Here is a 24,635-nt window from a genome sequence, read left to right on the forward strand (position 1 = left end):
GCCCTAGGCGCTCGTGCAATCGTATTTCACGGAGAGAGCATGTCTTCAAATATAGCCGAGATGGAACGCCGCCGCGAAGCTGCCAGCATGGGTGGAGGACAGAAGCGGATCGATGCCCAGCACGCCAAGGGCAAGCTGACCGCACGCGAACGGCTCGATGTCCTGCTCGACGAGGGCAGCTTCGAAGAGCTCGACACCTATGTCGAGCATGACTGCGTCGATTTCGGCATGCAGGACCAGAAGATCCCCGGCGATGGCGTTGTCACCGGCAGCGGCACGATCAACGGCCGCCTCGTCTATGTTTTCTCCCAGGATTTCACAGTCTTCGGCGGCTCTCTTTCCAAACGCCATGCAGAAAAGATCTGCAAGGTAATGGACACCGCGATGAAGGTAGGCGCGCCGGTGATCGGCCTCAACGATTCCGGCGGCGCGCGCATCCAGGAAGGCGTCGCCAGCCTCGGCGGCTATGCCGAGGTGTTCCAGCGCAATGTTCTGGCCAGCGGCGTGGTGCCGCAGATCAGCCTTATTATGGGGCCGTGCGCGGGCGGCGCGGTGTACTCGCCTGCGATGACCGACTTCATCTTCATGGTGGAGGATTCGAGCTATATGTTCGTCACCGGCCCGGACGTGGTGAAGACTGTGACCAATGAGGTCGTCACGCAGGAAGAGCTGGGCGGCGCGAAAACGCACACCACCAAGACCAGCGTCGCCGACAACAGCTTCGAAAACGATATCGAGACGCTGCTCGCCACGCGCGATTTCGTCGATTACCTGCCGCTGTCGAACCGCGAGGAGGTGCCCGAGCGCCCCACCAGCGACGCATGGGACCGCGAGGAGCCGAGCCTCGACACGCTGATCCCCGACAACGCCAATCAGCCTTACGACATGCACGAGGTGATCCGGAAGACGCTGGACGAGGGCGATTTCTTCGAGATTCAGCCGAACCATGCGGCCAATATCCTCTGCGGCTTCGGCCGGGTCGAAGGGCGCACGGTGGGCGTGGTGGCGAACCAGCCGATGGTGCTGGCCGGTGTGCTCGACATCAATTCGTCGAAGAAAGCCGCGCGTTTCGTGCGCTTCTGCGATGCGTTCGAAATCCCGATCCTGACCTTCGTCGACGTGCCCGGCTTCCTTCCCGGCACGGCCCAGGAGCACAATGGCATCATCAAGCACGGCGCGAAGCTGCTCTTCGCCTATGCCGAGGCGACCGTGCCCAAGATCACCGTGATCACCCGCAAGGCCTATGGCGGCGCCTATGACGTGATGGCCTCCAAGCACCTGCGCGGCGACCTCAACTACGCCTGGCCCACCGCCGAAATCGCCGTGATGGGCGCGAAGGGCGCGGTGGAGATCATCTTCCGCCAGGACCGCGACGATCCCGACAAGATCGCCGAGAAAACCAAGGAATACGAAGACCGCTTCGCCAACCCCTTCGTGGCAGCGCAGCGCGGCTATATCGACGAGGTGATCTACCCGCACTCCACGCGTCGGCGGATCGCGCTGGGGCTAAGGAAGCTGAGGGGGAAGGTGCTTGAGAACCCGTGGAAGAAGCATGATAATATTCCGCTGTGAGGAATTATGGCGACGTAAAAGGAGATTCAGGAACACGTGAAAGCGAAGTTCGGTTTCGTGCCGAAAACCTGCTGGATTGCTGATCTGAAGCATAGGCACGGACTTACGAAGCGAACTGCGCCCAATCGACAGGGAACACAGCGGGCCTACCCTTGTCCTCCTGACAAGCGGAAAGCCATTGAGTCATCATTCAGGCATTTCGGATTGATCAAATGAAACTCGGCCGTCTCAATCGTCATTGCGAGCGTAGCGAAGCAATCCAGAGCGGCGCGCGGATCGCTCTGGATTGCCGCGGCGACTGCGTCGCCGCGCAATGACGAAGGAGCCTTGTGTCTACATCATGGCCAGCAGACGCAATGGAACGATCTATACCGGCGTGACTTCGAACCTGCCGCAGCGCGCATGGCAGCACCGTGAGGGTGTCGCCGACGGATTTACCAAACGATATGGGTGCAAAGTGTTGGTCTGGTTCGAATGCCATGAGACTATGGAATCGGCAATTTTGCGCGAAAAGCAGATCAAGGCAGGGAGCAGGCAAGACAAGCTCGCGCTGATCGAGATGGAAAATCCGACGTGGCGCGACTTGTTCGAGGAAATCGCCCAAGGCTAAGGTCGAACTGGATTACCGTGCTCGCAATGACGGAAGAATGAAATGAAACTGGGACGATTGAATCACATTGGGGTGGCCACACCGAGTATCGCGGACTCGCTTCGCTATTACCGCGACGTCATGGGCGCGACGATCACGCATGAGCCTTTCGATCTGGAGGAGCAGGGCGTGAAGGTCTGCTTCGTCGACACGCCGGGCGAAGAGGGCACCAACGGCACGCAGATCGAGCTGATCGAGCCGCTGGGCGAGCAGTCCACGCTGACCGGCTTCCTCGCCAAGAACCCCGCCGGGGGGCAGCACCACCTGTGCTACGAGGTCGAGGATATCGAGGACGCGCGCAAATGGTTCGAGGACCTCGGCAAACGCATCCTCGGCCCCACGCGCATCGGTGCGCATGGCACGCCGATCTTCTTCCTCCACCCCAAGGACATGATGGGCCAACTGACCGAGATCATGGAAACGCCCAAGGAAGGCGCGCACTGGTCGAACTGAAGGCCGAACGCCGCGCGCCGTAGCGTCCTTGCACTCTGGCTTGACGTTAGCGTAAACCTCCTGCCGAGATAAACCTTCGGGGAGAGACGCGTGAGCTACGAAACCATTATCGTCGAAAAGGACGGCCCGCTTACCACCATCACGCTCGACCGGCCCGACCGGCTGAACGCGATGGCCCCGCAGATGGCGGACGAAATCGGCGCGGCGTTCTATGATCTGGGCGATAGCCGCGCGGTGCTGATCACCGGTGCGGGCAAGGGCTTCTGCTCGGGCGCGGACCTTTCCGCGCGCGGCGAGGGGAGCGCGCTAGCCAACAAGGGCGGCAGCCATCGCGCGTTGCAGAACCATTATAATCCGGCGATCAGCATGGTGTTGCGCGCGCCGGTTCCGGTGATCTGTGCGGTCAACGGACCGGCTGCGGGGATCGGATGCAGCCTGGCGCTGGCCGGTGATTTCGTGCTGGCGGGCAAGAGCGCATACTTCCTTCAGGCCTTCGTCAATATCGGCCTGGTCCCCGACGGCGGTTCCACCTGGCTGCTGGCCCGCGCCATCGGCCGTGCGCGTGCCACGCGCATGATGATGCTGGGCGAGAAGATCGGTGCGCAGCAGGCCGAGGATTGGGGCCTCATCTACAAGGCGGTCGATGACGAGGCGCTGATGGGCGAGGCGAGGGCACTGGCGGAAAAGCTCGCCAATGGCCCCACACTGGCTTTGCGCACCATGAAACGGAATATCTCCGCCGCTCTCGACGGAACGGTAAACGAAGTCATGCTTGCTGAGGCTGAGGGGCAGCGCGTGGCCGGAGCGAGCAAGGACGCGATGGAAGGCGGGATGGCCTTCCTCCAGAAGCGCAAGCCCGCATTCAAGGGCGAATGAGCCCATGTTCGGGGGCGCCGCGGAGGTCGGAAACCTCGCAGCGATACCGGTAAAGGTGGCCGGATATGCGTAGATAGAATGGATAGATTGGCATCGTAGGAACACCGCGCTAGGGGGTCTTCCATGAGAGAGAAGACTCCCGGATACGATGACTGGAAGCCCCTCGCCGACAAGGAAGTGAAGGGCCGCGACCTAACCTGGCACACGCCTGAGGGCATTGAGGTCAAGCCGCTCTATACGAGCGAGGATGCCGCCGATCTCGATCCCGGCGTCCCTGGGATCGCGCCGTTCACGCGCGGCCCCTATGCCTCGATGTATACCGGTCGGCCGTGGACGATCCGCCAATATGCGGGCTTCTCGACCGCCGAGGAATCGAACGCCTTCTATCGCCGCAATCTGGCCGCCGGGCAGAAAGGCCTTTCGGTCGCCTTCGACCTCGCCACCCACCGCGGATATGACAGCGACCACAGCCGCGTGATCGGCGATGTCGGCAAGGCGGGTGTCGCGATCGACACCGTGCGCGATATGGAAATCCTGTTCGATCAGATCCCGCTCGACCAGATGAGCGTGTCGATGACCATGAACGGCGCGGTGATCCCGGTCATGGCGTTCTACATCGTTGCGGCGGAGCGACAGGGCGTTTCGCAGGACAAGCTTTCGGGGACCATCCAGAACGACATCCTCAAGGAGTTCATGGTCCGCAACACCTATATCTACCCGCCCGAACCGAGCATGCGGATCGTCTCCGACATCATCGCATATACTTCGGCCAACATGCCGAAATTCAACAGTATTTCGATCTCGGGCTATCACATGCACGAGGCAGGCGCCACCGCCGTGCAGGAACTCGCCTTCACCATCGCCGACGGCAAGGAATACGCCAAGCGCGCGATGGAAGCGGGCCTCGATATCGATGCCTTCGCGCCGCGCCTGTCCTTCTTCTGGGGGATCGGCATGAACTTCTTCATGGAAATCGCCAAGATGCGCGCCGCGCGTGCGCTGTGGCACGATGTGATGGAAGGGCTGGGGGCGCAAAACCCCAAGTCGAAGATGCTGCGCACGCACTGCCAGACCAGCGGTGTCAGCCTGCAGGAGCAGGACCCCTATAACAACGTCATCCGCACCACGGTAGAGGCGATGGCGGCGGTGCTTGGCGGCACGCAGTCGCTCCACACCAATGCGCTGGATGAGGCGATCGCGCTGCCGACCGACTTTTCCGCCCGCATCGCGCGCAACACGCAATTGGTGATCCAGGAAGAAACCGGCATTACCAATGTCGCCGACCCGCTGGGCGGCAGCTACTACATCGAGAGCCTCACTGCTGCCCTGATAGACGAGGCCCGCAAGCTGCTCGACGAGGTCGAGGCGGCGGGCGGCATGACCGAGTATGTCGCGAGCGGGAAGCCCAAGGCACAGATCGAGGAAGCCGCCGCCGCCAAGCAGGCGAGCGTTGACAAGGGCGAAACGGTGATCGTCGGCGTGAACAAGTATCGCCTGCCCGAGGAAGCCGAAATCGACACGCTCGACATCGACAACCATGCCGTGCGCCAGAGCCAGATCGCGCGCCTCAAGAAAGTCCGCGCTGGCCGTGACGAGTTCGCCTGCAAGGCCGCGCTCGATGCGCTGGCGCGCGGGGCCGCGCAGCGCGAAGGCAACTTGCTCGACCTCGCGGTAGAAGCCGCGCGCCACGATGCCACGCTGGGCGAAATCAGCCATGCGATGGAGGACGCCTATGGGCGCTACGACACCGTGCCCAAGCCGGTGCGCGGCGTGTATTCGCAAGCTTATGCCGATGATGATCGCTACCGGCAGGTGGTCGAAGGCGTGAAGGCGGTCGAGCGCCGCCTTGGCCGCGCGCCGAAGCTGATGGTTGCCAAGATGGGGCAGGACGGCCACGACCGCGGCGCGAATGTGATCGCATCCGCTTTTGCCGACATGGGTTTTGAGGTCGTCTCCGGTCCGCTGTTCCAGACGCCCGCGGAAACGCGCGATATGGCGCTGGAAAACGATGTGGACGCCATCGGCGCGAGCAGCCTTGCGGCAGGTCACAAAACGCTGATCCCAGAACTGATCGGCCTGCTGAAGGAGGCTGGGCGCAGCGATATCAAGGTGATCGCAGGCGGCGTAATTCCGCAGAAGGACTACGACTTCCTGCGCGATGCCGGGGTGCAGGGCATTTATGGCCCGGGTAGCAATGTGGTGGAATGCGCGGCGGACGTGCTGCGCCTGCTCGGCCACAACATGCCGCCTGCCGGTGAGGATCTGGACGAGGCCGCTGAATGAGCGCATCTTCGTCGAGCGCCTTTTTTCCGATCGCGGCCATGATGTTCGCGGCGGGGCTGGGTATACCTGTTTTCGCGGCGCTCAATGCAGGGCTCGGGCAACAGCTTGGCGGGCCTGTCGCGGCGACCGCAGTTACCTTTGCGGTTGGTTTCGTAATCGCCACGCTCATGCTGACGTTCACGGGCTATCCGCCGGCAAGCGCTTTTTCCTTTGAAAAGCCATGGCTCTGGATCGGTGCCATCATGATGCTTTTCTACGCTACATCCGTGGCCTTTTCAGCGCCCAAAATCGGGCTGGGCAACGCAATCTTCTTTGTGCTGCTCGGCCAGATCGTTGCGGCCGCCATCATCGATCATTTCGGCCTTTTGGGGTCTATACAGAGCGCGATCACACCCAAACGGGCGCTTGGTCTCGTGGTGATGGCTATCGGTCTTTATCTCGCCAGGAAACCTGTATGACCCACCCCCGCACCGACTGGACCCGCGAAGAGATCGCGGAACTGTTCGACCTTCCTTTCACCGAGCTGCTCTTCCGCGCGGCCACTGTTCATCGCGAATATCATCCGCCCGAGCAGGTGCAGCTCTGCACGCTGCTCAGTATCAAGACCGGCGGATGTCCGGAGGATTGCGGCTATTGTTCGCAGTCGGTCAAGGCCGATAGCGGGGTCGAGGCGACCAAGTTGATGGAGGTGCAATCGGTCCTCCAGCGCGCGGCGCAGGCGAAGGATGCGGGCAGCCAGCGTTTCTGCATGGGCGCGGCATGGCGCAATCCCAAGGACCGCGACATGCCCGCGATCGTCGAGATCGTGAAGGGCGTGCGCGCCATGGGTCTGGAAACCTGCATGACGCTGGGCATGCTGACGCCGAAACAAGCGGACATGCTGAAGGAAGCGGGCCTCGATTACTACAATCACAATGTCGACACCGGACCTGAATATTACGAACGCGTGATCTCGACGCGCAATTACCAGGACCGGCTCGACACGCTGCAGAACGTCCGCGATGCGGGCATCAATGTGTGCAGCGGCGGGATCGTCGGCATGGGCGAAACGCGCGAGGACCGCGTGGGCTTCGTCCACACGCTCGCCACGCTGGAACGCCATCCCGAAAGCGTGCCGGTCAACGCGCTGGTGCCGGTCAAGGGTACGGTGCTGGGCGACATGCTGGAAGGCACGCCGATGGCGAAGATCGACGATATCGAATTCGTCCGCACCGTGGCGGTGGCGCGCATCACGATGCCGATGAGCATGGTGCGCCTGTCGGCAGGCCGGGAGTCGATGTCCGAAGCCGCGCAGGCCCTGTGCTTCATGGCCGGCGCGAATTCGATCTTCACGGGCGACAAGCTGCTCACCGCTCCCAATGCAGGCGATGACACCGACGCCGCGCTGTTCGCCAAGCTCGGCCTGACCGCGCTCGAGCAGGAAGAACCGATGCGGGCGGCGGCGTGCCGCACCCAGGCCGTTCCGGCCGAATAGCCCATTTGGGGGGAATCGATGTCCGACCAGAAAATCGATACGCTGACCATTCACGCTGGATGCGAGCCCGATCCGACCACGAAAGCGCGGATCACGCCGATCTATCAAACGGCAAGCTATGTCTTCGACGATCCCGAGCACGCTGCACGGCTTTTCAGCCTGCAGGAATTCGGCAACATCTACACCCGCATCATGAATCCGACCAACGATGCGCTGGAGAAGAAGATCGCCGCGCTTGAAGGCGGTGTGGGCGCTTTGGGGCTCGCATCGGGCCATGCGGCGCAGTTGATCGCCTTCCACACGTTGATGGAGCCGGGCTGCAATATCGTCGCGGCGAAGAAGCTTTATGGCGGTTCGCTCAACCAGCTTGGCGAAAGCTTCCGCAAATTCGGCTGGGAAACGCGCTTCGTCGATGCGGACGATGCTGCGAATGTCGCCGCTGCGATCGACGAGAAGACGCGCTGTGTGTTCATCGAAAGCCTTGCCAATCCGGGCGGTGTCGTCAGCGATATCGCGGCCATTGCCAAGGCCGCGCATGATGCGGGCGTGCCGTTGATCGTCGATAACACGATGGCGACGCCGGTGCTGTGCCGTCCGTTCGAACATGGCGCCGACATCGTCGTCCATTCCTGCACCAAGTTCCTCAACGGGCACGGCAATGCGGTTGGCGGGCTGATCGTGGATTCGGGCCGTTTCGACTGGAAAGCGAGCGACAAGTTTCCCAGCCTCACGGCGCCCAACGGGTCCTATCACGGGGCGGTGCTGGTGGACGCGCTGGAGCCGGTCGGACCGATCGCCTTCATCACTGCCTGCCGGGTGCTCGGCCTGCGCGATCTCGGCCCGGCCATGGCGCCGATGAATGCCTTCCTCGCGCTGACCGGGATGGAAACGCTGGCGCTGCGAATGGATCGGCATTGCAGCAACGCGCTGGCCGTGGCGCAGTGGCTCCGCGCGCATCCCAAGGTGGACTGGGTATCCTATGCCGGGTTAGAGGATGATCCATACAGGCCGCTTGCGGAGAAATATCTGGGCGGCCGCGGCGGAGCCGTCTTCACCATCGGCCTCAAGGGCGGATTCGAGGCGGGCAAGCAGCTCGTCTCCAGCGTCAAGCTGTTCAGCCACCTCGCCAATATCGGCGATACGCGAAGCCTGATTATTCATCCCGCATCGACCACGCACAGCCAGCTTTCGGCGGAAGAGTTGGTCGCGGCGGGTGCCGGTCCGGACGTGGTGCGGCTGTCGGTCGGGATCGAACATATCGACGATATCGTCGCCGATCTCGAACAGGCGCTGGCACAGATTTAGGGACACTGGGAAGATAACGATGTTCAAAAAGATTCTCATCGCCAATCGCGGCGAAATCGCCTGCCGGGTCATCAAGACCGCGCGCCGCATGGGTATCCAGACGGTGGCCGTCTACTCCGATGCCGATGCCCGCGCGCCCTTCGTGCGGATGGCGGACGAGGCGGTGCATATCGGTCCGGCGCCAGCGGCGGAAAGCTATCTGATCGCCGACAAGATCATCGCTGCGGCTAAGCAGACCGGCGCCGAAGCGGTGCATCCGGGATATGGTTTCCTCTCCGAACGCGCGAGTTTCGTCGAGGCGTTGGCGAAGGAGAACATCGCCTTCATCGGTCCGCCGGTGAATGCCATCGCGGCGATGGGCGACAAGATCGAATCCAAGAAGCTCGCCAAGGAAGCCGGCGTGAATGTAGTCCCCGGCTTCGTCGGCGAGATCCGCGATACCGACCATGCGGTCGAGATCAGCAACGACATCGGCTATCCGGTGATGATGAAGGCCAGCGCAGGCGGCGGCGGCAAGGGCATGCGCCTTGCCTGGTCGGAAAAGGACGTGCGCGAGGGTTTCGAGGCGACCAAGCGTGAGGGCCTCAATTCCTTCGGCGACGACCGTGTCTTCATCGAGAAGTTCATCGAGAACCCGCGCCATATCGAGATCCAGATCCTCGGCGACAAGCATGGCAATGTGATCTATCTCAACGAGCGCGAATGCTCGATCCAGCGGCGGCACCAGAAGGTGGTCGAGGAAGCGCCGTCGCCTTTCGTCACGCCCAAGATGCGCAAGGCTATGGGCGAACAATGCGTCGCGCTGTCCAAGGCAGTGAACTACCACAGCGCCGGTACGGTCGAACTGATCGTCTCGGGCGCCGACCCGACGGGCGAAAGCTTCTACTTCCTGGAAATGAACACCCGCCTGCAGGTGGAGCATCCCGTTACCGAAGCGATCACGGGCGTCGACCTTGTCGAACAGATGATCCGCGTCGCGGCCGGCGAAGAACTCCAGATCAAGCAGGACGACGTCAAAATCGACGGTTGGGCGATCGAGAACCGGGTCTATGCCGAAGACCCCTATCGCGGCTTCCTGCCCTCGACGGGCCGCCTCGTGCGGTATCAGCCGCCGGTCCAGCCCTGGGCCGACGATGGCGAGGAGAACGGCCGCCGCGGTGTCGACGCTATCCGGGTGGATGACGGCGTGTTCGAAGGCGGCGAGGTGTCGATGTTCTACGACCCGATGATCGCCAAGCTCATAACCTGGGGCGAGACGCGCGATGAGGCCGCCGATCTCCAGATCGCCGCGCTCGACGCTTTCCGCATCGAAGGGCTGGGCCACAATATCGATTTCCTCAGCGCGATCATGCAGCACGACCGCTTCCGCTCGGGCGAGCTGACCACCGGCTTCATCGCCGAGGAATATCCCGACGGTTTCGAAGGCGCGCCCGCATCTGACGGGCTGACCAAGGTTCTGGCGGCGGTCGGTGGCGTGATCGCCACCGCCGATGCCGACCGGGCGCGGCGGATCAATCAGCAGCTCGCCGACGAGAATTACGCGCCGGGCGACTGGACCATTCGCATTGGCGAGCGCGAGGAAGGGGCGACCTCGCACGAGGTGCGGCTCGAGGAAAACGCGCTGACCGTCGACGACGAACAGATCACCATCGAAATGCGGTACACGCCGGGCGATGCGATGGTGGATGTGGCGCTGTTCGAAAACGGTGCGGACGAGGATGCCGATCCGCTCGATCGCTACACGTTCCAGCTCGAACCCACGCGCATGGGCTACGACATCACCACACGCGGCGCGACGCACCATCTGCGTATCCTGCAAACCCGCATCGCACCGCTCGCATCGCATATGATCGAGAAGACGCCGCCCGATCTGTCCAAAATGCTGATCTGCCCGATGCCGGGCCTGCTGGTGAAACTGCATGTGGAAGAAGGCGAGGAAGTCCAGCCGGGCCAGCCGCTCGCCACGGTCGAAGCGATGAAGATGGAAAACATCCTGCGCGCCGAAAAGCAGGCGACGGTCGGCAAGGTCAACGCAGCCGAGGGCGACAGCCTGGCAGTGGACGCGGTGATCCTGGAGCTGGAATAGAATGCACCTTTCGCATTCGCCCGATGCACCCGCAGCCGAGGAAACCGACTTCGCGACCTTTCTGAAGGCGGATATCCGCATCGGCACGGTGGTGTCGGCGGAGGATTTCCCCGAAGCGCGAAAACCGGCCTATAAGCTGGTGATCGATTTCGGCCCGGTGATCGGTGAGAAGAAAAGCAGCGCGCAGATCACCGCGAATTATTCCGCCGACGAACTGGTCGGGCGGCAGGTCGCGGCAGTGGTCAATTTCCCATCGCGACAGATCGGCCCGCTGATGTCGCAAGTGCTAACGCTGGGCTTTGCCGACGAGGCGGGCGAAGTGGTTCTGTTCGCGCCGGACAAGAAAGTGCCCGACGGATCGCGCCTGTTCTGATTTGCCGCGGGTTCAGTGCGCTTGCAGTTGCTCGTCCAGAAAGGCGGCAACATCATCCAGCGCGACGTCCCGTGCCAGACATGCTGCACCGATGCTGCGCAGCAGGATGAAGGGCAGCGTGCCCGCATCCATCTTCTTGTCGTGCAGCATGTGGTCGGCAAGCGCGCGCCCATCGCAGGGCAATTGCAGCGCGGCGATTTCCGATGGCAGGCCCGCGGCATCGACGGCGCGTGTCACCCGCTCGGCATCCGTCAGCGAAATATCACCACGCCGGGCGGAGTAGCGCGCGGCCAGCACCATGCCCAGCGCCACCGCCTCGCCGTGGAGCAGGCGGTCGGAGAAGCCGGTTTCCGCCTCCAGCGCGTGGCCGAATGTGTGGCCGAGATTGAGCAGCGCGCGCGTGCCGCTGGTCTCGCGCTCGTCCTCCGCGACAATCCGCGCCTTGGCCGCGACGCTGGTCGCCACTGCCTGTTCCAGATCGGGCGGATCCAATGCGAGTACCGCCTGCGCATGTGCCTCGAGCCAGGCGAAGAAGTCGCGATCGCCGAGCACACCGTATTTGAGCACTTCGGCAAACCCCGCGCGCAGTTCGCGCGACGGTAGGGTCGCAAGCGTATCGAGATCGGCCAGCACCAGCGATGGCTGATGAAATGCGCCGATCAGGTTCTTGCCTGCAGCGGTATTGATCGCGGTTTTTCCTCCCACCGAACTGTCGACTTGCGCGAGCAGAGTGGTCGGGAGCTGAACGAATCCGCAACCGCGTTTGAGAATGGCACAGGCAAAGCCGGTGAGATCGCCGACCACGCCGCCGCCGAGAGCGAAGACATGATCGCCCCGTTCGATGCCCTGGCCAAGCAGCCAGTCGGTGAGATGTTGGAGGCTCTCCCAGCTCTTGGAGGCTTCACCCGGCGCGACATCGTACCATCGCGGCTCGATACCTTCGGCCTGCAATGACCGGGCGACCGTCTCGCCCCAGTGCTTCCGCGCATTTTGATCGGCGACGATACAGGCATGGGCTTTGCGCAGGAAAGGCTTCGCGTGCGCGCCGAGATCGGCCAGCAGGCCCGGGCCGACCCGGACTTCGTACCGCCGTCCGGCCAGTTCGACAGGTATTACAGCCATGCGTCGATCGCCTCCAGAATGCGTTGTGCGGTTTCAGAATGGGGTCCGTTATCGGTCACCAGATGGATCTGCGCCTCGGCATAGGCTGCGCCGCGCCTGTCCTTGAGGTCGGTCAGGATTTCGCGCGCATTGCCATTGCGCAGCAGGGGCCGATCATTGCGGCGGGATGTGCGCTCTACCAAGGTGTCGATATCGCAATCGAGCCAGACCGCGATGGCTTGATCGAGAATGAGTGCGCGTGTTTCCGGATCGACGAAAGCGCCGCCGCCGGTGGCAATCACGCCATGCGCCTCTTCCATCAGACGGGCGATGACCCGGCGTTCCCCGGAGCGGAAATAGGCTTCTCCGTGCGCTTCGAAAATTTCGCTTACCGTGCGGTCTGCAGCGCGTTCGATTTCGTCGTCGACATCGACGAAATCGGTCCCGAGCATGGCCGCCAGTCTGCGCCCGACAGTCGATTTTCCGACGCCCATCAGGCCGACAAGCACCAATGGGCGGTCGATCCGCGCGGCGATCTTGGCGATTTCGCCAGGCGTCAGGGCGGTTGTATCGGTCATTGCCGCCGTGCCTAGAACTGGGCTAGGGCGCGGGCAAGGTATCAGCACTTGGAGCGGGACGCGAAAAACTTGGCGATGAGCGGCAAACGGATCGGAGCTATCTTGGTGATGGTGTTCTTGGTGCTGTTGGTAGCTGCCCTGATCCATGGCGGCGAGGAGCCGCTGCACCCGATAGAGGAAGCGATCGAAGTGCCGGGGATCGGCCGGTGAAGACCGCGTGGCTTCTGGGCACGGCGGCCCTCGTCCTCACTTCGGCCATGGGTCTTGCCCAGGATGCTCCGGTCGACCTGCTGCCCCCGGGATTCAACCAGCCTGCGCCTACCCCCACACCCACATCCACGCCAACGACACGGGCTACGCAACCTTCTGAATCCGGCCCGCCTGCCGCCGCCGAGACGCCCCGGCCGGGCGCGACGCAATCGGGCGAGATCGTTCAGCCCCTGCCGACACAAACGGCTCCGCCGCGCGCGAATCTGGACTTGTCGAACCTGCCTACAGTCGAAGAGCTGGAGTCAATGTCGACCGACGAGCTCGACGAACTGCTTGGCCTGAAGCCTAAATTCGACATACCCGACGCGGCCCGCCGTTCGACCGAACGGGTCGGTATCATCGCATCAGGCGAGGGGGGGCTGACAGCCGGTTCGCTCGCCCGCCAGCCGGCTCCCTTGGTTCGGGCTATCCTCGCCGGGACCAATCGTCCCATGGTATCGCGCTGGGGGCATATTCTCCTGCGCCGAGCCCTGGCCAGCAGGCTGGAAGCTCCCACGGGAATGGACCCGGTCGAATTCGCTAAGCTGCGGGTCGAGGTTCTCAATGCTCTGGGCGAGCATGTCGTCGCGCGGGCATTGGTTCAGGATGTCGACACGGCGGACTATTCTGCTGCGCTCGCCAATGCTGCCGTCAGGGCCTATATCGGCAGTGCCGATATCGTGGGTGCCTGCCCCGCCGTACGGTTGGTCGATACCGGGCGCGAGGATACCGAGTGGCAGATGCTGGCGGGTATCTGCAACGCCTTTGCGGGCGAAGAAACCCGCGCCCAGAACGATCTGCGCCGCTTGCTCAACCGAACCGAGGACGATCGCATCGACGTGTTGCTGGCGCAGCGCTTTGCCGGTGCCGCCGGCCGGGGGCGGCGTGCGGTGACGATCGAGTGGGAGGATACCGGACCGATCACCCCGTGGAGATTCTCACTGGCTAATGCTCTGGGCGAGCCGGTCCCGTCGAACTTGCTCGAAGATGCGGGGCCGGACCTCCTCCGCATGGCGGCGCTGACCCCGGCGCTGTCTCCGGTCCAGCGCGCTCCGGCGGTCGATATTGCCGGGGCAAGCGGCATTCTCTCGGCTTCGGCGATGGTCGATCTCTACAGCCAGATTTTCGCTGAAGAGGGCGTGGAGGGCGATCCCGCGCTGACCGCCTCGCGGCTGCGCGAGGCCTATGTCGGCAGCGACCCCGTGCAGCGGCTGGCAGCGATCCGGGACATATGGTCAGGCGGAGGCGAGTTTTCCTATGGCCGCGTTGTTCTCACCGCCTATGCTGCGGCGCGCGTGCCGGTGCGGGCCGACTTCGCCGACGAGGCTGGAAATCTTATCGCCTCGATGCTCGCGGCCGGGCTCGACGGCGATGCCATGCGCTGGTCGGGCGAAGTCGAACAGGGAAGCCTTGGCTGGGCCTTGCTCGCTCTCGCCGATCCTAACCGGAGCACTCGGGTAACCGACGGCCAGCTCGACAGCTTCGTCGATGACGATGATTCGTCAGGGCAGCAAAAGTCGCGCATGCTGCTGGCAGGACTGGCCGGTCTTGATCGGATCGACGATGCGGAGATCGGCGAATACAGCGATCGCCTCGGCATCGATCTGTCTGCCCCGACACGCTGGACCCGGATGATCGAGGGCGCGGCTGCAGTCGACAATCCCGCTCTGGTAGCGATGCTGGCGGGGCTGGGAATGCAGGGGTCCGGATGGGAACAGATGACCGCTCGCCATCTGTTCCACATCGTGGCGGCGCTGCGACGGGTGGGGCTCGATGCCGAAGCCCGCATGATCGCCGCGGAGGCGGTCGCCCGCGCCTGACGTGAGCGCGCCGGGATCATCGACAGACGATTTCCTCGCCATGCTCGCCGCCGAGCGAGGCGCGGCGCGCAACACTATCCTTGCCTACGGGCGGGATCTCGAACAGGCCGAGGCGCTGATCGGTGAAACGCTCGATGCCGCAACGCCCGCGCAACTGGCCAGGCTCGGCCAAGGTTGGTCTTCGCTTGCCCCGGCCACGCTCGCGCGGAAGGTGTCGGCTTTGCGGCAGTTTTTCGGCTTTCTCGTCGACGAAGGTCTGCGCGAGGACGATCCCACCCATGCCCTTCCTCGTCCGACAGCGCGCCGCCCGCTACCGAAAATTCTTTCGCATGACCAAGTGGAGGCCCTTTTCGCTACGGCGGAGGAAGAGGCGGTGGCAGGCACGCCTACCGCTGTCCGCCTGCTGACTCTTATCGAAATGCTCTACGGGTCGGGTCTGCGCGCGACGGAGCTGGTGTCGTTGCCGGTTTCCGCGGTGCCGCGCGATGCGCCGTTCATGACGGTCATGGGGAAAGGGGGGCAGGCCAGGCTGGTGCCCGTCAGTCGCCGTGCCGGTGCGGTTCTGAGCCGGTGGTTGCCGCTTCGCGATCCGGATTCGCCGTGGCTGTTCCCGTCGCGGGGTGGCCATCTTTCGCGTGTGCGGCTGTTCCAGCTCCTCAAGGATCTGGCCGTTCGCGCCGACTTGCCGCCCGAAAAGGTGAGCCCGCATGTCTTGCGACATGCTTTCGCGACGCATCTGCTCGAAGGCGGGGCGGACCTTCGCGCTTTGCAGACGCTGCTTGGACATGCGGATATCTCGACGACCCAGATATACACTCATCTCGATGCGGCGCGATTGGTAAAGCTGGTGAACGAGCGGCATCCGCTTGCGCGCGCGCCATCTTCGGACTAGCGCGAACCCATGATTTCCTATCTCGAATTCGAGAAGCCGGTTGCCGAGCTCGAAAAGCGCATCGCCGAACTGCGCAGTGCCTCGGAAGGCGACGATGTCGATATTTCCAACGAACTTCAACGGCTCGAACTGAAAAGCGCCAATCTGCTCGCGAGCACTTACGAGTCGCTCAGTCCGTGGCAGAAAACGCAGGTCGCGCGGCATCCTTCGCGCCCGCATTTTCGCGACTACGTCGAGCACGCGTTCGAGGAGTTCGTGCCGCTGGGCGGTGATCGCTGTTATGGCGACGATGAAGCGATTCTCGGCGGTTTCGCCAGGCTGAATGGGCGCAAGGTCGTGCTGATCGGCCACGAAAAGGGAAACGACACCGCCAGCCGGATCCGCCACAATTTCGGCATGGGCAAGCCAGAAGGGTATCGCAAGGCGATTCGCCTGATGGAATTGGCGGGACGATTTGGTCTGCCGGTGGTGACGCTGGTGGATACGTCCGGGGCCTTTCCCGGCATCGAGGCCGAGGAAAGAGGTCAGGCCGAAGCGATCGCCCGGTCCACCGAGGCCTGTCTTGCGCTTCCGGTCCCCATGGTCGCCGCGATTGTCGGTGAAGGGGGCTCCGGCGGCGCCGTCGCGCTGGCCAGTGCCGAGCGGGTGCTGATGATGGAGCATGCCGTTTATTCGGTCATTTCGCCCGAAGGGTGTGCCTCGATCCTCTGGCGCACGGCGGAGCGGGCACCGGATGCGGCGGAAGCGATGAAGGTCACCGCGCAGGATCTCGAGAGTCTCGGAGTGATCGATCGCATCGTGCCTGAGCCTGTCGGGGGTGCGCATCGCGATCCGCGCCTCGCCGCCACGTCGCTGGGATCGGCCATCGGCGAGGAACTCGACGAGCTTAGCCGGTTCCCGTCCAACGATCTCAGGCGCATGCGCGAAGAACGCTTTCTCACCCTGGCTGGCTGACACAAAGCGCCGGGGCGCGGGAACCACGCGCGCCTGCTCCGGTTCTTCCTACCGTACACGAACACAGCCGTGCGGGTCGCAATGGACGGCTCGCGCGTGCTTGCAGAGATCGGGGAGAACCGTTCATGTCGCGCATCAAACTCGCCGCCGCCACTTCCGTCGCCGCGCTTTCGCTTGGCCTATCCGCTTGTATGGGCGGCGGGGACATTCCCAGCGCATCCACACCGATTACGCAAAGCGAAGCGCAGATGGGGGCTAAGGCCCATCCACAACTGCTCGACGAATTCGGCGGTGCGATGAGCGGTTCGCATGCCCAATATGTCGCGCAGGTCGGCAAGAACATCGCCGTGCAGTCCGGGCTCGGGAACGCCCGCGAATCGTTTACCGTCTCGCTGCTCAACAGCCCGGTAAACAATGCTTTCGCCATCCCTGGGGGCTACATTTACACCACGCGTCAGCTGGTTGCGCTGATGAATAACGAAGCCGAGCTGGCCGGGGTGCTGGGGCACGAGGTCGGCCATGTCGCTGCCCGCCATTCGCAGCGTCGCCAGGCTGCGGCCCAGCGTAATACGTTGCTTGGTGCCGCCGGAGCGATCCTGTCCGGACTTCTGCTGGGCAATAGCGGGTTGGGGCAGCAGCTCGGTCAGGCGGCCCTTCAGGGGTCGCAGCTCCTGACGCTGAAATTCTCGCGGAGTCAGGAGCTCGAGGCTGACGAGCTGGGTATCCGCTATCTGAATCAGGCCGGATACGACCCGAGGGCCATGGGAACCGTGCTTCGCAGCCTGGCTTTGCAGAATGCTCTCGACGCGCGTGTTCAGGGCCGTGACAATGCGCGGCTCCCCGAATGGGCGTCCACACATCCCGACCCCGCCAGTCGCGTGCAGACTGCGTTGTCCAAAGCCCAGGCGACCGGTGGTGCGGGTGGGATCACCAATCGCGACACATTCCTGTCGCGGATCGATGGACTGACCTATGGCGACGATCCGTCGCAAGGCGTCGTCGAGGGGCGCCAGTTCATCCATCCCGATTTGCGGCTCGCTTTCACCGCGCCGCAGGGCTTTTACATGATGAACGGCACGCGTGCGGTATCGATCAATGGCCAGAGCGGGCAGGCGCAGTTTACCCTCGCACCCTACAACAACAATCTCGACAGCTATGTCACCAGCGTATTTGCGGGGCTGAGCAAGCAGCAGCAGGTTCGACCGCAATCGATCCAGAAAACGAGCGTGAATGGCCTGCCGGCCGCGTATGGCACTGCGCGGGTCAATTCGAACAACGGTCAGGTTGATGTCACGGTTTTCGCTTACGAGTTTTCCAATGATCGGGCCTACCACTTCCTCGCCATTACTCCGGCGGGACGGGCATCCACGTTCAACCAGATGTTCTCTTCGATGCGGCGGATCGATGCGCGAACTGCGGCCAATGTCATACCGCGCGTGATCGACGTGGTGACGGTGCAGAGCGGTGACACGGTTCAATCGCTCGCACGGCGGATGGCTTACAGCGACAGCCAGGTGGAGCGCTTCCGCGTCCTGAACGGATTGACCTCGAACGAGAATGTTCGGCCGGGTCAGAAGGTAAAAATCGTCGTCCGGGGCCGATAAGACCGGACGATCGCATCATGCACGAAAAAGGGCGGCGGGTAGAACCCGCCGCCCCGATTGTTCGATCAGCCTGAAATTAGGCGTTCGCTTTGCTCATCGTGGTCGAGACCTTGTTGAAGGTCGTGCTCAGCTCGCCGCCGAGGCTCTGCATCGCGGTGATCGCGGCAACGGCGATCAGCGCGGCAATGAGACCATATTCAATGGCGGTTGCACCTTCTTCGTCGCGGCGCAGCTTGCGGAAAAACTTCATGTGTCGTCTCCTGGTTCAGTCTTCGTACCCGGCTCGTCCCATAAATGCGGTTCGAGCAATTTCGCTTTCTGCACGGAAGAGATTGAAAAACTCCTAATCCCCATGGCCATGCCGATTGCCTCGTTAGATGCCTATCGCCGCAACCACCGCGGTTTCGACTTTCGACCACATGGCGATTGCCGAAGCACCAAATGATTGGATCGCACCAACCATGGCGAGAAAGATCAGAGCGAGGATCAGCCCGTATTCGACGGCAGTGGCACCGCGTGTGTCACGTCCCAGTTTGTGCAGGAAATTGACCATTCGCGTTGCCCCAATCGCCACTTGTCCAAGCTGACGGTAGGGGAGTACGGCCAAGCCAGTTAAAAAAGCGTTGAGAAGGCCTGCGATATTGGAAAAAATCCCGACATGGACCTGCGTCGTCGCCTTGGCCCTGTTCGACGGTCGGGGGCACTGGCTGATGCAGCGGAGACCCGACGACAAGCATCATGGCGGCCTGTGGGAATTTCCCGGCGGCAAGGTCGAAACGGGCGAAAAACCGCGAGATGCGCTGGTGCGCGAGATCGACGAGGAACTCGGCATTGCAATTCGGAAAGGCGATCTCATGCCCGTTGCCTTCGCGGAGGAAGCCGCAGTTGAGGGTCGTCCGCCGATTGTCATAATGCTTTACAGATCGCTGTATGACGGCAGCCCGCTATGCGCTCGGGAAGGCGGCGAACTCGGCTGGTTCGACCCACAGGGGGTTGCGCGACTGGACAAACCGCCATTGGATATCTCGCTGACGACGCAGTTGTTCGAAAAACTGTGATTTAGGGATTGCCAAGACGCAGGCGCCTGCCTATTTGGCGCCCTCCAAGCGCGCCCGTAGCTCAGCTGGATAGAGCACCAGACTACGAATCTGGGGGCCGGAGGTTCGAATCCTTCCGGGCGCGCCAATTTTCCATGGAAGTGATACCACAGGTGCGCAATGGCGCTGGGTGGACTTACCTCTAGGCCCAGACTGATTATTGGGCCGTTGCCGCAGTGGCCCCGTAGACGATCAAGCGAATTGGTGCGATTATGAGGTACTCCCTCAATCACCGAACTCGTGGTCAATCCCGGCGCAGCGAAGCTCCGGCATAGGGATCGTAGTCGGCCGACGGCAGTGGTTCTCGCGCCTCTTTCGGGATGAATATTATGGGCTCGGGGGCGGCAGGCGAGGCCGACTGCCATGCGCCGGCAAGGCCTGCGGCGATCACGGGTGCTCCGAGCAGGACAAAACAGCCGAGGATAACGCGCATGCCCTGCCGGAGGGGCATTTGACCCATCAACATAAACAGGCCGACAAGGCTGACGGCAAGGATGGACAGTCCGGTCGCCAGGCTGCCAAGCAGAAGATCGTTTATCCACCCGATGGCTCCGGCAAGAGCGGTTTCGGATCCGGGAGGCGCGACGGGTCCGTTCATTCGGCCACCATCACTTGCGACACGCGGCGTTGGCCGTGGCGCCGCTCGAGCTGGACGAAGACATCGATGCTTTCGCGCACATAATGGCGAACGTCGTCGCGCGACAGGCGCGAGCCGGTCTGGAGGACCAGCAGGGCAAGCTGCTCGATCGCCCTCTGCGGTGTATCGGCATGGATTGTCGTCATCGAGCCGGGATGGCCGGTATTGACCGCACGCAGGAAAGTGAAGGCTTCAGCCCCGCGCAATTCGCCGAGGATGATCCGGTCGGGACGCATGCGCAGCGCGGCGATCAGGAGGTCTTCGGCGCTGACATCCGCCTCGGCTAACGTTCCGCGGGCGGCGATCAGGCCCACTGCATTGGGGTGCTCGATCCGCAGTTCCTCGGTGTCCTCGATGGTCAGCAGGCGTTCGTCGCGCGGGATTTCTGCAATAAGCGCATTGAGGAAGGTCGTCTTGCCGCTCGAGGTGCCCCCGGAGACGATGATGCTGCGCCGTGCACGCACCGCTCCGGCAAGAATGTCCGCCGCTTCGCTTTCGCCAACCATATGCCAGACGCGCTCGCGATCGATGGCCGCCGCGCCGTTAGCAAGTCCGGCAAAAGCATCGCTGTCGCGCCAGTCGGTAAGCGAGAAGCTCGCCTTCACGTGCCGCCTGATCGCCAGAACGTGCCCGGCGCGCGTCGCGGGCGGAGCAATCACCTGGACGCGTGAGCCATCGGGAAGCGATGCGGCAAGCAGCGGCGCGGCGCGGCTGATCCCTTGCGAGGCATGTGCGGCGATCTGGCGCGCGAGCCGTGCTAGTAGCTGTTCGGTGAGAGCGGGATCCTCGTGGGACTCGATCCCGCCTCCCAGGCTCTCGGTCCAGATCTCGCCGGGCTGGTTCACATAGATATCGGTGATGTCCGCGCGGCCGAGCCATGGGGCAAGCGGAGCCAGGAAACTGTCGAGGTAGAAGCCCCGGGTCTCGGCAGGTGCGCTGACCTCTATCACGGTTCGACCGACGAGAAATCGAGGTCATTGGCGACGAAAACCGACACGCTGGTGCCGTGGCGGACCTTGAGCGTCGGTCGGATTTCGCCCTCCGTGATGCGCGGCGTCACATTCTGTGTGCTGCCCGGAAGCGCGACGATTACGCCATCGGTCGCCTCCCGGGTCGCAACCCCGACGCCGATATCGAGCACGGATTGCAGCAGCGCGCCGCCGAAGCGCTGGAAGAACTTGCTGTCGACCTTGCCCCTGACCCCGGCGCGCCCCAGTGGGTCGGAGGCAGGCGAATCGAGCGCGATGGTCACGCCGTCGGGACGGATCAGCCGCGTCCAGCGAATGAGCGCGCGGTTTTGCCCGCGCTGCAATTCGGCATCGTATTCGCCGTAGAGACGGCTGCCGCGCGGGATAAGGACGCGCGATCCATCGAAGCCGTGAATGTCGCGCTGAACGAGCGCGCGCACCCCGCCGGGCCGTGTGGAATCGAGCGCGGTTTCGAGCACGGCGGGGATGACGGTCCCTTGCGGCACCGTGCGCGAGGGCTTCTCAAACCGGGCTGCGTTGACCCGGGTCACCGTGCCGGCTTCTGCTTGCGATGCCGATTGTGCAGCCGAAGCGACGGGAGGCGCGGAAAATGTCACCGGCGGTTCGACCGTGCGGAATGGCTCTCGTGGAACATAGGGGGGATCTGCGGCGGCCGTTTGAACGATCACGCGCGGAGCCTGGGCGGGTGCGTTGAGCGTGGGCGCCGCACGTGTCGGTGCCGTTTGCGCAAGGGGCTCGCGCTCGCCGAGAGGTCCGCGTCCGAAATCCCCGGGCAACGCCAGTGGTGGCGGGGATGCGATGCGAGCATCGGGTTCTGGAACCGTGCCAAGGGGGCCTTCCTGTTCGAGCGTCGCCCGCCTGTCGCTCATCAGCGATACGATCCAGCCCCCGCCGATGAGCAAAGCGATTAGGAAAGCGGTCAAGCCGAGCTTGCCGGAACTACCGGTGGCGACCACCGGTCGGACATCGTTGGCCTGAGGTGTCTCGTTCGATGTCGAGGAAGCCGCGCTCATGATGCTTCCTCGGGTGTATCGTTACGCCGCGCGGTTGCTTTATCCTTGTCGATCCGGAACACCAGCTCACCATAGACCCGGTCGATGACGAAAACGCCGTCGCGCATGTAACCGTTGACGACCTCTTCCTCGCCCGTCGGGCCGATGGCAAAGACTGCCGGCAAAGCTTGTCCGGGGGCATAGGTTACGCGGGTCTTGAAGCCATCGTCGCTAAGGCTCGCCGGTCGAACTTCCCGGTCGCCGCGCAGGCGATAGCGCCAGCTCTGCAATGGGCGGGGATCTGCTACGGGTTGGGCCTCATGAGCGGCATGATCGAGCACATCCTTTACGAAGCGGACAAGCAAGGCAGCGGAATGGCTGGGCTCGACACGCAGGGAAAAATTGTAGCTCCGCCCCCGCGTGCCGATATCGAGCGTTCCCATGCGTGCATTTTCGGTTGGGAGGATCATGAAGGAATTGCGGTCCGAAGACACGCGGATTCGGAAATCGTCACCTTCGCCTGGGGTCGCACTTACTATATATTCGCTTGGTTCCAGTAGAACCGTGATCGGCGTCTCAGGCAGCATGGTGAGCAGCACGGGCGAGCCGGGGATGAACTGCACGCTCTGAATGCGGGGCGTATCGGCGCCCGGTTGCGGCGTGGTCTGCGCTGCCAGAGCCATCGGCCAAGCAACCAATCCTGCCAGGATCGCTAGTCTCATCATGCGGCGGGCTCGGCAACCGGAGCGGATTGGGGCAAACGCGGCTCCCTTGTTTCCGGAAGTGCCTCTTGATCCCGGCGATAGCGTGATACTTGAAATCCGAGCGGATTGACGAGCCGATCATCGGCACTCATTCCCGCGCCGCTGAATCGATAATTGATGACTGCAGCCCAGTGCTCGGGAGCCTGCTCGCGGCCACCGCGATCCGTGCGAACGGTGATGAAGCGCACCAATGCACTGTCGCGCGAAAGCGAGGAGACGCTCTTTATCTCGGTGCGCAGAGTTGTGCCGTTGCGCAGTTGCGCGATCGGGCTTGCGGGATTGGAGGCATTCATCGACGCGACATAGCGTTGGCGGGCATCTCCTTCGCTCCACAACGCCACCTTGCGGTAATCGTGCTGCAGATTTGCTGCATCGAAGCTTTCGCGCGCGACGACATATTGCGCGAGAAACGAGCGGGTAAGTGCGGTGTCCGGGCTGACCGCCGCTGCATCGAGCGGAGCGAGTTCCTCGACATGGCCGGTCTGGCGGTCGACCAGCAGCGTGTAGGGAACCACCGTCTTGAGCGGCAACATGACGGCGAGCGCAATCGCCAGCAGCAGTGCGATGGCGCCGGCGATGGACGCGACGATCCACGCGATGCGGCGCGAGCGCTCGAGATCCTCGGTGACGCTGGCGCCCCAGCTATCCGGAATCTCGACCTTTTCGCCGTCGATGGTGTGATGTGCGTTCATAGGCCTCGGTCCCTACGTGTGCCTGCGAGCGAGCGTCGCTGCGAGGTGCGGCGCCAGGAACTGCCCAAGGGCTCGACGCTACGCTCGCGGCTCGTGGAGGCATTGCCTTGCGAAGCATCACCGCCTGTCCGTGCCAGAAGGCGATGATCGGTGCGCTCGTGATGGAAACTCTCTTCGCGCCTTAGCTGCGTTTCCATGTGATCGACCAGGCGCTGCGAGCGTGATTGCGCAAAGGCCGGAGCCGGAGCGCTGCGAAGAGCCGTGGAGTGCTCCGCCGTCGGCGCCCGCAAGTCCGACAGCGCTGGGAAGGTGACCCAACCTCGGTTAAAGGCGATTTTGGCCATCAACCAGATCGAACTGAACTGGATGAGCGCGAAACCGAGGGTCAACGCGAGCAATTCGGTCGGCGCAGCGGGCGTTGCATAGCCGAGGCCCCGGAGCCGGAGCGCATCGCCGAGCCACGGCAGCAAGATGGCGAGTTGTCCCGCCGCCACGACGCTTAGCGTCGCCGAACCGATCAGAGCCAGCACCAGAGCGCGCAGCCAGCCTGCAAAGAGCCCCCGCGTCGCCTCGAAAAGGAGCATGCCGGCGGCCAGAGGCGCAAGAGCCAACAGCAGTCCTGCAATAATGCGGAGCAGCCCATAACTGCCCAGTATTCCTGTCAGGTAGAACAGCCGGGCAAGGCCGAAGGAGTTTTCATCTTCCAAAGCCTGGCCTTGAAACGTCCCGCCGGGTTCGTCAGCGTCGACATAGGCGCCGGTCTGCCGCCCGGTCCCCTGTTCGATCAGCCGGAGCATGGCGTCGTCGGCTTGCTGGAGACCGCCGACGAGACTTGTGTGTTGTGGCATGAGCGAAGCGCCCGCGCTTGCTGCCAATTCTCCCGGCCCATCCAGCACGACATCATGAATTATTGTGCGAAAGGCGGGCCAGGAAAACGCAAGGGTAAGGACGATCCCGATCTTGATGGCATCGCCGACCACATCGCGTGCGCCCGGCGCAGGGCCGAACAGCAGGCGAATCCCGAACAGCGCGACGAACAAGGTTAGCAGCCCCGTCATTACCGTGGCGGCGAGCGAGCTGGGGTGTCCCAGTGTCTGCCAACCATAGCTGCCCAGATAGGCTGCCTGGCAATCGATGTTTCCCAGTACGCGGGTGAGGAACTGGTCGCCGGTCAGGATCGCGGGGCAAGCCATCG

General features: G+C 63.1%; 26 protein-coding genes and 1 tRNA gene. 17 read left to right on the forward strand and 10 right to left on the reverse strand.

Features of this window, described 5'->3' with window-relative positions; translation table 11 throughout:
- Nucleotides 1–39: 39 nt before the first annotated feature.
- The 10 genes from MUY37_RS12540 (at nt 40) to MUY37_RS12585 (ending at nt 11,071) form a co-directional block, all read left to right on the forward strand.
- Nucleotides 40–1,572 (forward strand): acyl-CoA carboxylase subunit beta, encoded by a 1,533-nt coding sequence (locus tag MUY37_RS12540; protein WP_499195675.1) that lies wholly within the window; start codon nt 40–42, stop codon nt 1,570–1,572.
- Between the two features lie 313 nt (nt 1,573–1,885).
- Nucleotides 1,886–2,182 carry a GIY-YIG nuclease family protein gene (locus tag MUY37_RS12545; RefSeq protein WP_267899706.1) on the forward strand — a complete coding sequence of 99 codons (297 nt, stop codon included), beginning with the start codon at nt 1,886–1,888 and terminating at the stop codon, nt 2,180–2,182.
- A 42-nt stretch (nt 2,183–2,224) separates the two neighbouring features.
- Nucleotides 2,225–2,674, forward strand: coding sequence for a methylmalonyl-CoA epimerase (mce, locus tag MUY37_RS12550; RefSeq protein ID WP_499195676.1), 450 nt, complete (start codon nt 2,225–2,227; stop codon nt 2,672–2,674).
- A gap of 90 nt (nt 2,675–2,764) precedes the next feature.
- Nucleotides 2,765–3,550 (forward strand): enoyl-CoA hydratase-related protein, encoded by a 786-nt coding sequence (locus MUY37_RS12555; RefSeq protein WP_499195677.1) that lies wholly within the window; start codon nt 2,765–2,767, stop codon nt 3,548–3,550.
- Between the two features lie 123 nt (nt 3,551–3,673).
- The gene (gene scpA / locus MUY37_RS12560) at nt 3,674–5,833 is read left to right on the forward strand and encodes a methylmalonyl-CoA mutase (RefSeq protein ID WP_499195678.1); all 2,160 of its coding nucleotides are present in this window, start codon (nt 3,674–3,676) and stop codon (nt 5,831–5,833) included.
- Between the two features lie 38 nt (nt 5,834–5,871).
- Nucleotides 5,872–6,291 (forward strand): DMT family transporter, encoded by a 420-nt coding sequence (locus MUY37_RS12565; protein WP_499195679.1) that lies wholly within the window; start codon nt 5,872–5,874, stop codon nt 6,289–6,291.
- Nucleotides 6,288–7,307 carry a biotin synthase BioB gene (gene bioB / locus MUY37_RS12570; RefSeq protein WP_499195680.1) on the forward strand — a complete coding sequence of 340 codons (1,020 nt, stop codon included), beginning with the start codon at nt 6,288–6,290 and terminating at the stop codon, nt 7,305–7,307. Before MUY37_RS12565 ends, bioB begins: the two co-directional genes overlap by 4 nt.
- Before the next feature lie 18 nt (nt 7,308–7,325).
- Nucleotides 7,326–8,612, forward strand: coding sequence for an O-acetylhomoserine aminocarboxypropyltransferase (locus tag MUY37_RS12575; protein WP_499195681.1), 1,287 nt, complete (start codon nt 7,326–7,328; stop codon nt 8,610–8,612).
- Between the two features lie 19 nt (nt 8,613–8,631).
- On the forward strand, nt 8,632–10,698 hold the full coding sequence (locus MUY37_RS12580) for an ATP-binding protein (RefSeq protein ID WP_499195682.1): 2,067 nt from the start codon (nt 8,632–8,634) through the stop codon (nt 10,696–10,698).
- 1 nt (nt 10,699) lies between these two features.
- The gene (locus tag MUY37_RS12585) at nt 10,700–11,071 is read left to right on the forward strand and encodes a tRNA-binding protein (protein ID WP_499195683.1); all 372 of its coding nucleotides are present in this window, start codon (nt 10,700–10,702) and stop codon (nt 11,069–11,071) included.
- A 12-nt stretch (nt 11,072–11,083) separates the two neighbouring features.
- On the opposite strand, the gene aroB is transcribed toward MUY37_RS12585, so the two are convergent.
- On the reverse strand, nt 11,084–12,193 hold the full coding sequence (gene aroB / locus MUY37_RS12590; RefSeq protein WP_499195684.1) for a 3-dehydroquinate synthase: 1,110 nt from the start codon (nt 12,191–12,193) through the stop codon (nt 11,084–11,086).
- Complete coding sequence (locus tag MUY37_RS12595) at nt 12,184–12,750, reverse strand: shikimate kinase (RefSeq protein WP_499195685.1); 567 nt, start codon at nt 12,748–12,750, stop codon at nt 12,184–12,186. Before MUY37_RS12595 ends, aroB begins: the two co-directional genes overlap by 10 nt.
- Before the next feature lie 75 nt (nt 12,751–12,825).
- On the opposite strand from MUY37_RS12595, the gene MUY37_RS12600 reads away from it, so the two are divergent.
- The 5 genes from MUY37_RS12600 (at nt 12,826) to MUY37_RS12620 (ending at nt 18,269) form a co-directional block, all read left to right on the forward strand.
- Nucleotides 12,826–12,960, forward strand: a complete 135-nt coding sequence (locus tag MUY37_RS12600; protein WP_499195686.1) for a hypothetical protein — start codon at nt 12,826–12,828, stop codon at nt 12,958–12,960.
- The gene (locus tag MUY37_RS12605; protein WP_499195687.1) at nt 12,957–14,819 is read left to right on the forward strand and encodes a hypothetical protein; all 1,863 of its coding nucleotides are present in this window, start codon (nt 12,957–12,959) and stop codon (nt 14,817–14,819) included. Before MUY37_RS12600 ends, MUY37_RS12605 begins: the two co-directional genes overlap by 4 nt.
- A 1-nt stretch (nt 14,820) precedes the next feature.
- Complete coding sequence (locus MUY37_RS12610) at nt 14,821–15,711, forward strand: tyrosine recombinase (RefSeq protein WP_499195688.1); 891 nt, start codon at nt 14,821–14,823, stop codon at nt 15,709–15,711.
- Between the two features lie 9 nt (nt 15,712–15,720).
- Nucleotides 15,721–16,665 carry an acetyl-CoA carboxylase carboxyltransferase subunit alpha gene (locus MUY37_RS12615; protein ID WP_499195689.1) on the forward strand — a complete coding sequence of 315 codons (945 nt, stop codon included), beginning with the start codon at nt 15,721–15,723 and terminating at the stop codon, nt 16,663–16,665.
- Nucleotides 16,666–16,790: 125 nt separating this feature from the next.
- Nucleotides 16,791–18,269, forward strand: coding sequence for a M48 family metalloprotease (locus MUY37_RS12620; protein WP_499195690.1), 1,479 nt, complete (start codon nt 16,791–16,793; stop codon nt 18,267–18,269).
- A 76-nt stretch (nt 18,270–18,345) separates the two neighbouring features.
- Here MUY37_RS12620 and MUY37_RS12625 read toward each other — a convergent pair whose 3' ends face one another.
- Together MUY37_RS12625 and MUY37_RS12630 are read right to left on the reverse strand one after the other, a co-directional pair.
- On the reverse strand, nt 18,346–18,519 hold the full coding sequence (locus MUY37_RS12625) for a Flp family type IVb pilin (protein ID WP_499195691.1): 174 nt from the start codon (nt 18,517–18,519) through the stop codon (nt 18,346–18,348).
- A gap of 123 nt (nt 18,520–18,642) precedes the next feature.
- Entirely contained in the window at nt 18,643–18,822 is a 180-nt protein-coding gene (locus tag MUY37_RS12630; protein ID WP_499195692.1) for a Flp family type IVb pilin, read from the reverse strand.
- A gap of 88 nt (nt 18,823–18,910) precedes the next feature.
- Between MUY37_RS12630 and MUY37_RS12635 the strand changes: the two genes are divergently transcribed.
- On the forward strand, nt 18,911–19,327 hold the full coding sequence (locus MUY37_RS12635; RefSeq protein WP_499195693.1) for an NUDIX domain-containing protein: 417 nt from the start codon (nt 18,911–18,913) through the stop codon (nt 19,325–19,327).
- A gap of 50 nt (nt 19,328–19,377) precedes the next feature.
- Nucleotides 19,378–19,454, forward strand: a tRNA-Arg gene (locus MUY37_RS12640).
- Between the two features lie 156 nt (nt 19,455–19,610).
- Here the strand turns inward: MUY37_RS12640 and MUY37_RS12645 are convergent.
- Genes MUY37_RS12645 through MUY37_RS12670 form a run of 6 tightly spaced genes read right to left on the reverse strand, consistent with a single transcriptional unit; the run spans nt 19,611 to nt 24,633 of the window.
- On the reverse strand, nt 19,611–19,964 hold the full coding sequence (locus tag MUY37_RS12645; RefSeq protein ID WP_499195694.1) for a TrbC/VirB2 family protein: 354 nt from the start codon (nt 19,962–19,964) through the stop codon (nt 19,611–19,613).
- Complete coding sequence (virB11, locus tag MUY37_RS12650; protein ID WP_499195695.1) at nt 19,961–20,953, reverse strand: P-type DNA transfer ATPase VirB11; 993 nt, start codon at nt 20,951–20,953, stop codon at nt 19,961–19,963. The genes MUY37_RS12645 and virB11 overlap by 4 nt, the downstream gene beginning before the upstream one ends.
- Entirely contained in the window at nt 20,950–22,005 is a 1,056-nt protein-coding gene (locus MUY37_RS12655) for a TraB/TrbI/VirB10 family type IV secretion system protein (protein WP_499195696.1), read from the reverse strand. The genes virB11 and MUY37_RS12655 overlap by 4 nt, the downstream gene beginning before the upstream one ends.
- Nucleotides 22,002–22,709: a TrbG/VirB9 family P-type conjugative transfer protein gene (locus MUY37_RS12660; protein ID WP_499195697.1), complete on the reverse strand. Its 708-nt coding sequence runs from the start codon at nt 22,707–22,709 to the stop codon at nt 22,002–22,004. The genes MUY37_RS12655 and MUY37_RS12660 overlap by 4 nt, the downstream gene beginning before the upstream one ends.
- A complete protein-coding gene (locus MUY37_RS12665) occupies nt 22,706–23,440 on the reverse strand; it encodes a VirB8 family type IV secretion system protein (protein ID WP_499195698.1) in 735 nt (244 codons plus the stop codon). Before MUY37_RS12665 ends, MUY37_RS12660 begins: the two co-directional genes overlap by 4 nt.
- Nucleotides 23,437–24,633, reverse strand: coding sequence for a type IV secretion system protein (locus MUY37_RS12670; protein WP_499195699.1), 1,197 nt, complete (start codon nt 24,631–24,633; stop codon nt 23,437–23,439). Before MUY37_RS12670 ends, MUY37_RS12665 begins: the two co-directional genes overlap by 4 nt.
- Nucleotides 24,634–24,635 lie beyond the last annotated feature (2 nt).

Source organism: Qipengyuania sp. ABI-127-1, assembly GCA_022953095.1.
Classification (GTDB): Bacteria; Pseudomonadota; Alphaproteobacteria; order Sphingomonadales; family Sphingomonadaceae; genus Qipengyuania.